The organism is [Flexibacter] sp. ATCC 35103 (assembly GCF_001975985.1).
GTDB lineage: Bacteria > Bacteroidota > Bacteroidia > Flavobacteriales > Flavobacteriaceae > Flavobacterium.
In genome coordinates, this window is the sequence record NZ_MTQF01000003.1 from 540068 (window position 1) to 552930 (window position 12863).

Genomic DNA, 12863 nt, shown 5'->3' on the forward strand with positions numbered 1-12863 from the left:
TATACTTTATTTGAAGTGAAATTTCTTAAAAGAAGAATTTACGTTCTTTCAAGTGTTGAAATTTAAATAGTTATCTTTTTGATGTAGTTGAGGTATATTTTGCCTGCTTTATTTGAAAATTATTTTGTAAATAAAAACTTTCAAGTCAGCAGAAAAATGTTTTAGAAATTGAACATGCAAAACAGTGGTGATGGAAAATAGTAAAGTATTAAATAACAGCACTTTGGTTTTTTAAGAAAAATACAATTCCAAAATAAAAATAAACACCAATACCTGTATGATTCAAAAACTACTTTTGTTCGTTCGTTCGATCTTTTTTCTGAAATTTAATTCTTCTTCAGGAAGGTCTTTTGCTCCAAATGTAAAATTGCTTTGTTTGGGGATGTTTTTTGTTTTTTCAAACAATTATGGGCAATGTGCTTATCCAGGTGGAGCGACTGTTGTTGGTTCAGCTTATACTTTTTGTATTGATGGTACAAATACTTTTACTACACCAAGTATTAATGCTGGTAGGTATGTCTTAGTAAATGTAATTCAAGGATATCGATATACCTTCAGTGTTGGAGATGCTTGGAATAATAATGGAACTACAAATCGTGAAAATTTAACAATATTTGACGCTTCAAATAATTCGTTTTTAGCAGGAGGTTATGATAGAAGCCAGACCGGTGCAACGATTTCTAATTGGCCTTCTCCAATTTCGGGACAAATCAAAGTGTTACTCTCTAAAGATTGCGGAACAGCTGGTACGGGAGGGGCATTAACTCTTACTTTAAATTCTTCTACTAATACTCTCGATGACCAAACGGTTGCAGGAAATAATACATGGATGGCACATTTCTACAATTTTACAAGTGGTGTGCCGCCGGGAGGAAGTTCTCCACCAAATCCGGCAAATACAAATCCTTTTGCAGCTGCACAATATGCAGGTTATTATGATGCAGGTGCAGAAACAATACCAACAACATTTAATTTTAATGGTAATACGGCTTGTTTTCCTATTTATTCAAATGGAGCACAACTTACGAATATTTATACGGAGCAATTTGCTGTAAGATCTCGCATGAAATCTACAAGACCAGCGGGTTGTTATTTAGTAACCATAAAAGGAGATGACGGTGTACGTTTGTATGTTGATAATGTACTTGTCTTTGATGAATGGATACAACAAAGTGCTGCAACGTACTCAAGTTTACTCGTTTATTTAAATGGGAATTCTGATCTTATATTAGATTATTACGAAAATGACGGGGCAAACGAACTTAGTTTTAGTATAACTCCTTTCTCAGCATCATCAAATACGGTTACTGTTCCTGCTTCGACAACGGTTTGTAGTGCAACTTCGCCAGGCCTTTTAGACGGGTCTTCTTACCCTTACAATGGTACGACTGTAAATAAAACAATAAAATTCCAATGGCAATCAGCTCCGGATGTTTCGGGAGTTCCTGGTACATGGTCTAATATTGCATCAGCAACATCTGAAGATTATACTCCCGGAGCAATAACTACAACGACAGCCCCTAATATTACATGGTATAGACGTAATGTTTCGGCAGTCGCATCAAATGCTTCTTCTTGTACTTACAATAGTAATGAATTTGCTATAACTACTCGTGCTGCAACTGTAGGAGGAACAGTTACTGGCGGAACAACAATATGTTCAGGAACACAGCCCGGAAATCTTACTTTGGCGGGAAACACTGGTTCTGTTACAAAATGGCAAAAAGCAAATAATACTGGTTTTACAGTAGGTCTTACAGATATTGCAGTTACAACAAATACACTAACAGGTGCTACAATTGGAAATTTGACTGCTACGACTTATTTTAGAGCAGTAGTTCAAAATGCAGGTTGTCCGGCAAATTCCGGTTATGATACTGTCACAGTTACTTCGGTAAGTGTTGGAGGTACAGTTTCCGGAAGTAGTTCAGTTTGTGCGGGAACGAACAATACTGTATTAACTTTAGCAGGAAATACAGGAAGTGTTGTTCGATGGGAATCATCTACAGATAATTTTGCATCGGTTATTACACCAATAACAAATACAACTGCAACACTTAATGCAACAAATGTTTTAGTTACAACTTATTATCGTGCAGTAGTACAAAACGGGACTTGTCCGGTTCAAACTTCTTCAACTGGATCAGTAATGATTACAAATCCAGCTGCAACGGGTGTTTCAATTTGTCAGGGAAGTTCAGGTTCTCTAACCTCTTCAGCTAGTTGTGGAGCAGTTGCACAAACACCATCGACTGCTTCAGGAACTGGAGGAACATCTAATGCTACAACTTATGGAGGTTCAGGTAATACAAATATTACTGTAAATTTTCCAGCATTACCAGCTGGGGCAGTGGTAACAAGTACTAATATTACAATAAGCTTTAATTCGCTAGGTAATTCCTGGAAAAGTGAGTTACTGGTTAGAGCAACACCTCCTGCTGCATTTGGTGCAGCACAGTCTGATTTAAATCCAGCTCCTACATCTGCTGCTAATGATTCGCCAGGTAGTGTTTCTAATCTTCCATTAGGGACATGGGGAACTGGAAATCCTGCAGGTAACTGGGTATTTGCATTTAGAGAAAATTATGATGATAATGGTGTTAATCCGGATGCGACTATTTCAAACATTACTATTACAGTTAATTACACTTTACCAGGAACAATAGATTGGTATACTGTAGCTTCTGGAGGAACAAAGATAGGATCAGGATCTCCTTTTAATCCGGTTGGTGTTGCAGGTTCAGGTCTTGCAAATACGAGTACTGCCGGTACCACATCTTACTATGCAGCGTGCTCGGGTGATTCAGGTTGTAGAACAAAAGTTGATTTTGTTATTAATGACACAACAGCTCCAACAGTATCAACGACTCAGCCAACTTGTACAGTAAATACAGGAACTATTACAATTACCTCACCATCGCCTGCTGCGGGTATAACTTATAGCATAAACGGATCAACCTATACAAATACAACAGGAATATTTACAGGAGTAGCGGTTGGGCCTTATAATGTTACGACCAAAAATAGTTCAGGATGTACCTCTGCCGTAACAGCAATAAATATTAATGCGGCAACTGTTAAAACATGGACAGGTTCAACAAGTACAGATTGGAATGTAGGTGGAAACTGGAGTCCAAGCGGTGTGCCAACAGCTGCAGATTGTGTTGTGATACCAAATGTTACAACTAAGCCTATTATTACCGGAACAGGAGTAAATGGTTTTGCGCAAGCACTTACCGTAAACAATAGTGCCTCTTTGACCGTAAATAGTGCAAATACTTTAACAGTTACAGATGCTGTAACAGTAGTAGGGCCACTAGGATCATTAGTATTCGAAAACAATGCAAGTTTAATTCAGGTAAATGATAGCCCAACTATAAATTCAGGAAATATCAATTATAAACGTATCAGCCCGCAAATTCGTCTGGCAGATTTTACATATTGGTCTACTCCCGTAAGCCCTCAAACATTATTTGATGTTTCTCCTTTAACTTTATTCGATAAATATTTTGGATATGATGGAGATAATTGGATAGGAACAAATTCAAGTACTGTAATGACTGTTGGTAAAGGATATATTATTCGTGGTCCTCAAAACTTTTCAAGAACTGCAAAAGCAGATTATCCCGCAACTTTTATCGGGGTACCAAATAACGGAAATCTTGTTGGTGAAACACTAGCTGCAGATAAGGCATATTTAATAGGGAATCCTTATCCATCAGCTTTAGATGCAAAGAAATTTTTAGATGCCAATCTCTTTTTAAATGGTACTCTTTATTTCTGGACCCAAAATACTGCAGTAGTTTTTGCTCCCGGATACCAATATTATTCAACTGATTATGCCGCTTATAATGTTACCGGAGGTACAGCAACTTATGCAGCACCTAGCGGTAGTACACCAGGAAATGATTCTCGAATTCCATCAGGTAAAATAGCCGCAGGACAATCATTTTTCGCAAGTACTGGCGGCAGCGGTGGAACAGTTGCCTTTAACAATTCAATGCGTTTTGGAGCTGCAGATAATACGCAGTTTTATAAACCCGGAAAAACATCTGACAATACAGAGGCAAATCGTGTGTGGCTAAATCTAACAAATGATGGCGGAGCGTTTAAACAACTGCTTGTTGGTTACATAGACGGAGCTACAAATGAATTTGAAAACAGATATGACGGTGTAAGTTTTGATGCCAATGAATTTGTTGATTTCTACAGTTTCAATAACGGAAACAAATATGTAATTCAGGGTCGTGCATTACCATTTACAGATTCTGATGTGGTTCCTTTAGGATATCGCACTACAATCGAAGGAGATTTTACGATCTCGATAGATCAGACTGATGGAAGCCTTGCGAGTCAAAATATTTATATTGAAGATAAAACAACAGGTAAAATACACGATTTAACAGCTTCTAATTATACATTTACAACAGCAACAGGAAATTTTACAGACCGTTTTGTTTTACGCTACACTAATAAAACATTAGGAGTAGGAGACGTAGAAAATCTGGATAGCAATGTTCTTGTTTCTGTTAAAGACAAAGTGATTAAGGTAACTTCGACAAAAGAAGATATCAAACAAGTTACTATTTTTGATGTATCAGGAAAATTGCTTTATGATAAAAATAAAATAGCAACAACCGAGTTGCAATTACAAAATCTACCATTTAGCAATCAGGTTCTTTTGGTTAAGGTTCTTTTGGAAAACGGATCTACAGTAACCAAAAAAGTAATATTCAAATAAAATATAAAATACCTATTATAGAAATCCATTCCGTTTTGCGGAATGGATTTTTTTTATGCCTTAGACTCAAAAATATCACATAAAGTAGGTATTGCGACAATTGATTTAAAAGACTATAATTGCAGTTAATTCTTACAATTAAAAAATGATTGTAATTCAATATTCCTGTTTTGATAAAAAAAATCATTTTCACATTTATTCTGCTTGGTTTCTTTTCTAATGTTAATCTTTGCGCGCAACAAGGAAAAGTAGATATTAAATTCAATACAATAGATAACGGATTAAACGGAGATGGTTTTGATAAAACCGTTCGGACTTTGTCTTTACAATCAGATAATAAACTTATTGTTGGTGGAGATTATCTTAATATTAACGGAATCCCAACTTCTTATTTAAGTCGATTAAAACCAACTGGTACTATCGATGATAGTTTTGATACCGGAACCGGTTTAAACGGTAAAGTCTACGATTCGTATATTCAGAATGACGGAAAAATAATGGTAGCAGGAGGTTTTACTGCTTATAACGGAAATAGCTCAGGAAGACTTATTCGTTTAAATGAAGATGGTTCACAAGATATTACATTTAATACTTCGACAGGAGCAACTAACGGAATTATCTATAAAGCTTGCCCTCAGCCAGATGGTAAAATTATAATCGTAGGAAGTTTTACAAAATATGATAATGTTACAGTAAACAGAATCGCGAGACTTCTTCAAAACGGAACTTTGGATACCTCTTTTTCTACGGGTTCTGGGGCAGCTTTGAACATAACAAATGTGGCAATATTGCCGAATGCAAAAATTCTGATTTCGGGTAATTTTACTTCTTTTAACGGAGTTGCATTAAATAGAATTGCCCGCCTTTTTTCTGATGGTACCATAGATATTAGTTTTAATACTGGCTCAGGATTTAATGATGATGTCAATGCGATGACTTTGCAGCCTGATGGCAAAATTATATTAGGCGGAAAATTTACTGATTATAACGGAACCGCGTCAAATAGAATTGTTAGACTTAATGAAAACGGGAGAATTGATGATGATTTTTTATCAGGTTCAGGTTTAAATGCCGACGTTGTTCAGGTTATTAAAACAGATAACCAGGGTAACATTATGGTTGGCGGATCTTTTAAGGGTTTTTATAATGGAACTGAGGTTAACCGAATCTTTTTCCTGAATTCAAACGGAAGTATAAAGCCAGATTTTGATATTGGTTCAGGACCCGGTTCGGCATCTGTTTTGACTCTGGCAAATGGTACAGACGGTTCATGGTATTTTGGAGGCTCTTTTTCAGTTTTTGATGGTCAGAATCAAGGCAGACTCGTAAAGGTAAATGAAGATGGCGAGCATGACACAAGCTATTTGGCAGCAGGAATTGGTTTTGATAATGCAGTACAAAAAGTACTGTCATTACCAGATAAAAAAACAATGGTATTTGGTAATTTTACTAAGTTCAATAACGGTTTAGCATCACGAATAATCAGGCTTTTAGAAAGTGGTTTGTCTGACGACGCTTTTAATACAGGACAATCCGGAGCAAATAACAGTATAAAGACCGCAGTTTTACAATTAGACGGAAAGATCATTATAGCAGGGAATTTTACAAAATATAACGAAACAATTTCTAATCGTATAGTTCGGATTTTTCCAAATGGAGCAATCGATAATACATTCAATACCGGTTTAGGATTTAAAAGTCAGGTATACGCGCTCGCTATACAGGGTCAAAAAGTAATTGTAGCAGGAAATTTTACCAGTTTTAATGATGCACCAGCTGCAAGAATAGTGAGATTGTTAGAAGATGGTTCAAGAGATTTAGGTTTTAATCCCGGGCTTGGCGCTGATGCAATAATCGAAACCATTCTGGTTCAGCCTGACGGAAAAATTCTGGTTGGGGGAAGATTTAATACTTTTAATGGTCAGCCATTTTCTCGCTTAGTCCGACTGAATTATAACGGAAGCATCGATTTGAGTTTTAATGTTGGAGCGGGTTTTGATAAATTTGTATATGCCCTGGCGTTGCAATCTGATGATAAAATAATTATTGGCGGTTCTTTTTTAAGTTATAACGGATCCTCTCAAAAACGAATTCTCAGACTAAATACCGATGGCAGTTTAGATACAACTTTTGAGTCTGGCACAGGCTTTAGTAATGGAGATGTTTTGAGTCTTTTAATCCAGCCTGATGATCGAATTTTAGTTGGCGGAACTTTTTCCGGCAACTATAATAACAATCCTTCTTTTCGATTAATGCGTTTATTGAGTTCAGGCGATTATGATGGTTCATTTCAGGCAGATCTCAATGGCAAGCTTAATACAATGAGTTTTACAGCAGATCACAAACTTATGATTGGCGGGGATTTTAACTCGGTATCAGCACTTTCAAAACATAGAATTGCGAGATTGAAACTTTGTCTTGACGCAACAATCTGGAACGGCGTTTCCTGGTCAAATGGCATTCCTTCCGGAGGAAAAGAAGTAACCTTTAAAGTAGATTATCCAAATTTAACAACCGCTGATATCTGTAGTTGTACAATTGATGAAGGGAAAACAGTAACACTTTTAAGTGCAAATACTTTAGGTCTGGAATTTGACTATTCCGGACTTGGAACTTTGGTTCTGGAAGATTCATCCAGTTTATATCAGTCAGATGATGAAGTGATTAATACAGGAATTGTTCACGCAAAAAGAAAGTCATCTCCTATTTTAAAATTTGATTATACCTATTGGTCTTCTCCGGTTGAGAATCAAAAATTAGTTGATGTTTCTCCCAATACGCTATCAGACAAATATTTCTCCTTTGATTATATTTTAGGCGATTGGAAAGAAGAAAATTCATCTCACAGCATGATACCCGCGAAAGGATATATTATTCGAGGACCCCAGGACTTTTCTACAACTGTTGCATCCAGGTTTGAAGCCACATTTAAAGGAGTGCCAAACAACGGAAAAGTTATTTTGAATTTAGGAGGAACAGATATTTTCAACTTAATAGGAAATCCCTATCCATCTGCTTTAAATGCTGACTTGTTTTTATTTGAGAATAGATCAAACCTAAAAGGTGCGCTTTATTTCTGGACTCATAATACGCCTTATCTCAATAATGAATATTCTTCAGATGATTATGCTGTATACAATTCGTTGGGAGGAGTTGGTACCAGAGGATCCTTATCTAATGGAGTAAATGAAACAGAACCTAATGGGGCAATTGCTTCAGGTCAGGCTTTTTTTATTGCCAGTAAAAATTCAGGTACTTTAGAATTTAATAATAGTATGCGGATTCGCGAAAGAAATGCAACTTTTTTTAAACCCGGAAGAGGTAATGAAATCCCTTTAAACGAAATTGAAAAGCACCGTGTCTGGTTGAACTTTGAAAACAATCAAGGCATATTTAAGCAAATTTTGATTGGTTATATTCAGGGAGCAACAAATTTATACGATGATGATTATGATGCAACTTCTTTTAATGGCAATAAATATGTAGATTTTTACAGTAGAACAGATAATGAAAATTTAGTTATTCAGGGACGTGCTATGCCATTTGCAGATACAGATACAGTTTCGCTGGGATATCTCACAACAATGACAGGTGAATTCACAATTTCTATCGATAAAACGGATGGCGATATGAAAAATCAGGCAATTTATATCGAAGATAAAACAACTGGAATTATCCACGATTTAAAAAATAGCAGATACACCTTTGTCTCAGAAATTGGAAATTTTACAGATCGTTTTATTCTGAGATATACGAAGGAAACATTGGCAAATGAAGATTTTGAAAATCTTGAAAACGGTTTATTAATTTCAGTAAAAAATAAAGTAATCAAAGTGGCATCATCAAAGGAAAATATAAAAGAAGCAGCCGTTTTTGATAGTTCAGGAAAAATGATTTACAATAAAAAGAAAGTTGGAACTACTGAATTGTATATTCAAAACGTATCATCAGGCAGACAAGTATTACTAATAAAAGTGATTTTAGAAAACGATTCTACGTCAACAAAGAAAATTATATTTTAGAAATGAAAGAGAAAAAAAGCAGTTGCAGTTTTATATCTCCAACTGCTTTTGTTTATGAAACCTTTCTCAAAAAAGTTTTTTCTAAATTTTCATGTGTATTCCTGATTGCCTTCTCGTTCTTATAATCGATCCATTTCTGACCTTTAAACTTTCGCATTAAAATATCAAAATGGCGCATGATAAAAACATTATAAGCAGCTTTGGATAAATTAGAAATACTTTTTGGGAAAGAGCGTAAACTCATCGAAAATCCCGGAGTCAGGTATTTCATATAATGCCAGTAACCCTCCGGCATATATAGCATTTCACCATGTTTAAGATTAGTGATGTAACCTTGTGCATTTTTAAGAGCAGGAAATTTTTCGTAATCCGGATTGTCAAAATCAATATCTTCCCTTGAAATTAAGGCATGCGGAATTTTATACATATATTTAGACTGATCAGGAGCAAAAATCATACACTGTTTTTCTCCATGAAAATGAAAATGTAGAATATTCGAGTAATCAATATCATAATGCATAAATACCCTGGCATTTTCTCCACCAAAAAATAACATAGGCATTTGCTTGACTAATTTTAATCCGATGTCTGGCCATAAAAAGTCATTTCTAAGCGCTGGCACTTGTTTCATGAGATTATAAAGAAAGATTCGGTAATTTGTAGGTTTCGATTCTAAAAGAGCTATATAATCGCTCATTTTCATTTTAGTGTGAGCTTCATTAAAACCTTCTTCATGATTTACAGGCCTGTCATCATATAAAGGCACGGTAATATCACCGGCAATATCATTAATATAAGATAATTTCCATTTATGGTAAGCAGGCCAGTCTTCAGTCAGCTCCTCCACAACAACTGGTATTTGTTTTTTTACATATTGGGAAATAAAATCCGATTTTGAGATTTTTTTTACCCTTTCAATTTGCGTTAATTTCATATTTATAATAAAAAAAAATTGCTTATAACTCTGGTCATAAGCAATTTAAAAATATTTATTGATATTTATTAACTCTATGAATTAAATTTTTGATTTAATCGATGCCTCTAAATTTTTTTCTATCGTATGTCCCGGTCTTGACCATTTAGGTTTTTCTCCTAGTGATGTAAACTGAGAATCTGCTGCTTCAACGGTTTGTGGCTGAGAAACTTTAACAAATGGTTTTTGCGGAATCAATCCTAATAAGTCAAACATTTTCATGTCTTCCTGTACATCCGGATTTGGCGTTGTAAGCAATTTATCTCCGGCAAAAATTGAATTTGCCCCGGCAAAAAAGCACATGGCTTGTCCTTCTCGGCTCATATTTGTTCGTCCTGCTGATAAACGTACTTGTGTATCCGGCATTACAATTCTTGTGGTCGCCACCATACGGATCATTTCCCAAATTTCTACCGGTTTTTCTTCCTCCATTGGCGTTCCCTCAACAGCAACCAAAGCATTAATTGGCACAGATTCCGGTTGTGGGTTTAAAGTCGAAAGCGCTACAAGCATTCCTGCCCTGTCCTCAATACTTTCTCCCATTCCAATAATTCCTCCGCTGCAAACCGTAACATTCGTTTTACGAACATTTTCTATTGTTTGCAAACGATCTTCAAAACCGCGAGTCGAAATGACATCTTTATAATATTCCTCAGATGTATCTAAGTTGTGATTGTAAGCATATAAACCGGCTTCGGCTAAACGCTGCGCCTGATTTTCGGTAATCATACCCAAAGTACAGCAAACCTCCATATCCAGTTTATTAATGGTACGTACCATTTCTAAAACCTGATCAAATTCTTCACCATCTTTTACATTTCTCCAGGCTGCTCCCATACAAACGCGGGATGATCCGCTGGATTTTGCTCGTAAAGCCTGAGCTTTTACCTGACTTACACTCATTAAATCATTGCCTTCAACCCCTGTATTATAACGGGCAGCCTGAGGGCAATAACCGCAATCTTCCGGACAGCCTCCGGTTTTAATAGAGAGTAATGTAGAGACCTGAACTACATTAGGATCGTGCTTTTGTCTGTGTATCGTTGCTGCCTCATACAGCAAGTCCATCATAGGTTTATTATATATGGCGATTATCTCGTCTTTGGTCCAGTTGTGTTTTGTAATGCTCATGGAGAAATTGTTTTTTGATGCTTCAAAAGTAGTTAAATAGTTGTAATCACCAAATGCAGAATTATGCAAATGAATTTTGAGGCGGTTTTCCTAAAAACAAAAACTCTAAAAGCATAGAATTTATTTCATATGATTTTAGAGTTTTAAAAAGTTTATGATTTTAAATATTAATCGGCTATGTATTTGTTATTCCAATACAACATCATCATTAAAGTGACAATTACCGAAGAGGCAAGTCCCTCAAAAAGCAAGCAGATACAATAGGTAGGTACTGATGGATTTCCTCCAAACATAAAAGTTTCAGATAATGTTTTTACATAAGCATCACCGCCTCTTGCATAGCTGTAAACCAGTAATCCGAAAACACTTAAAGCTACACCAACTACAGAAGTTGCCATTGCCGAAACAGCATTCGATACAAAATTGGTTTCTCCTTCATGAAGATTCATTTTCATTGTCCTGTTTACGCCATAAAATATAAAGAATACATTAAGAACACGTAAATAGAATAAATGGGCTAAACCCAATACGTTCATCAATAAAAAATAAATTCCTATCCCTAGGAATATCAAAAAACCGTTGGTAATTTCTTTAGGTAATTTCATAGTGGTTATTTTTAAAGAAGTTAATAGTAAATATTTGATAAACAGAGTTCTATATCAAATTTACTAAAAAAATAACTACGATGATTTAAAAACGGTGAAAAGTATGCTGAGTAGTTTTAATTAAAGAGGAAAGAGGAAAGAGGGAAGAGGAAAGAGGAAAGAGGAAAGAGGGAAGAGGAAAGAGTAAAGAATAAAGAGTAAAGAATAGAAATTAAAAAATATACCACAGAAGTTTAGTTCTTACGGGACATTTGTTTAGGGGGGATTTGTTTTGCTGCCAACATTTAACTCCTAGCGGAGTAATTTTGATGAAGATCTGCTAGGATTATTTATGATGCGAAATTATAACCTGATGTGAATTATCTGCTATTAATAATAAAAGTTCATGAGTAAAAATATAAAAACAAATTTTAAAGGCTGTTCACAAAAGCCAAAGCATCTTCTTTATCCTGGTTTAATTGAGCTTTAAGCAAATCTATTGATCCGAATTTTTGTTCCCCGCGAAGATATTGTAATAACGAAACTTCAATTTTCTGACCATAAATGTCAGCATCAAAGTCAAATAAGTTTACTTCGATAGTTTGATTTTGACCATTTACAGTAGGATTAAAACCAATATTCATCATTCCGTAAACTTCTTTTTGATCAATAAGGGCTTTTACAACATAAACACCAATTTTTGGAATTAACTTATATTCTTCTTCAATTTTGATGTTCGCCGTAGGAAATCCAATCGTTCTTCCTAATTGTTTTCCTTTTACAACTTCGCCTGATAAAAAATAAGCATACCCCAAATATTCATTTGCTAAAGCCATATTGCCTTCATTTAAAGCTTTCCTGATTTTGGTAGAACTTACCGATACATCCTGAATTTCCTGAGCCGAAATTTGTTCAACTTCAAAACCATATTCTGCTCCAAAAGCAATTAAATCATCAATATTGGCAGTTCTGTTTCTTCCAAAACGGTGATCGTGACCAATAATTATTTTTTGAATATGAAACTGGTCCACTAATATCGAATGCACAAATTCTTCTGCGGTTAATCTCGAAAAGCTTTCGTTAAACGGATGAATAACAAGATTTTCGATTCCGGTTGCTTCCAGCAGTTTTGTTTTTTCAGAAATGGTATTCAAAAGTTTTATTTCTGATTTTTCCTGTAAAACCATTCTTGGATGCGGGAAAAAAGTAAGTACTAAACTTTCATATTTTCCGTTTTCTGTGTTTTGAGTAATTCGCTCCAGAATTTTTTTATGACCAATATGTACGCCGTCAAAGGTGCCAAGAGTTAAAATCGTTTTCTTGGTTGACTGAAAATCGTTTATAGAATGAAAGAGCTTCAAAACAAATAATTTAAGATGGTGCAAATTTATACTATCTATTTTAAATTTAAT

Annotated in this window: 6 protein-coding genes; 2 read left to right on the forward strand and 4 right to left on the reverse strand. The window is 35.2% G+C overall.

Going from position 1 to position 12863, the window contains the following annotated elements; translation table 11 throughout:
* The first annotated feature begins 277 nt into the window (after positions 1-277).
* Both BXU01_RS06615 and BXU01_RS06620 read left to right on the forward strand, forming a co-directional pair.
* A complete protein-coding gene (locus BXU01_RS06615) occupies positions 278-4741 on the forward strand; it encodes a T9SS sorting signal type C domain-containing protein (protein WP_123773965.1) in 4464 nt (1487 codons plus the stop codon).
* Between the two features lie 170 nt (positions 4742-4911).
* Positions 4912-8763: a T9SS sorting signal type C domain-containing protein gene (locus BXU01_RS06620; RefSeq protein WP_255373715.1), complete on the forward strand. Its 3852-nt coding sequence runs from the start codon at positions 4912-4914 to the stop codon at positions 8761-8763.
* A gap of 52 nt (positions 8764-8815) precedes the next feature.
* Here the strand turns inward: BXU01_RS06620 and BXU01_RS06625 are convergent, their stop codons facing one another.
* From BXU01_RS06625 to BXU01_RS06640, 4 genes are all read right to left on the reverse strand, one after another.
* Complete coding sequence (locus BXU01_RS06625) at positions 8816-9697, reverse strand: cupin-like domain-containing protein (protein ID WP_083692424.1); 882 nt, start codon at positions 9695-9697, stop codon at positions 8816-8818.
* Between the two features lie 81 nt (positions 9698-9778).
* The gene (gene bioB, locus BXU01_RS06630) at positions 9779-10867 is read right to left on the reverse strand and encodes a biotin synthase BioB (RefSeq protein WP_056248961.1); all 1089 of its coding nucleotides are present in this window, start codon (positions 10865-10867) and stop codon (positions 9779-9781) included.
* A 167-nt stretch (positions 10868-11034) separates the two neighbouring features.
* Positions 11035-11472 (reverse strand): hypothetical protein, encoded by a 438-nt coding sequence (locus BXU01_RS06635; RefSeq protein WP_055094134.1) that lies wholly within the window; start codon positions 11470-11472, stop codon positions 11035-11037.
* Between the two features lie 410 nt (positions 11473-11882).
* Entirely contained in the window at positions 11883-12812 is a 930-nt protein-coding gene (locus BXU01_RS06640) for a bifunctional riboflavin kinase/FAD synthetase (protein ID WP_083692426.1), read from the reverse strand.
* Between the last annotated feature and the right edge of the window lie 51 nt (positions 12813-12863).

Coding starts and splice junctions, on each gene's coding strand:
- BXU01_RS06635 (WP_055094134.1), bottom strand. CDS start 11,472: ATGAAATTACCTAAAGAAATTACCAACGGTTTTTTGATATTCCTAGGG.
- BXU01_RS06615 (WP_123773965.1), top strand. CDS start 278: ATGATTCAAAAACTACTTTTGTTCGTTCGTTCGATCTTTTTTCTGAAA.
- BXU01_RS06625 (WP_083692424.1), bottom strand. CDS start 9,697: ATGAAATTAACGCAAATTGAAAGGGTAAAAAAAATCTCAAAATCGGAT.
- bioB (WP_056248961.1), bottom strand. CDS start 10,867: ATGAGCATTACAAAACACAACTGGACCAAAGACGAGATAATCGCCATA.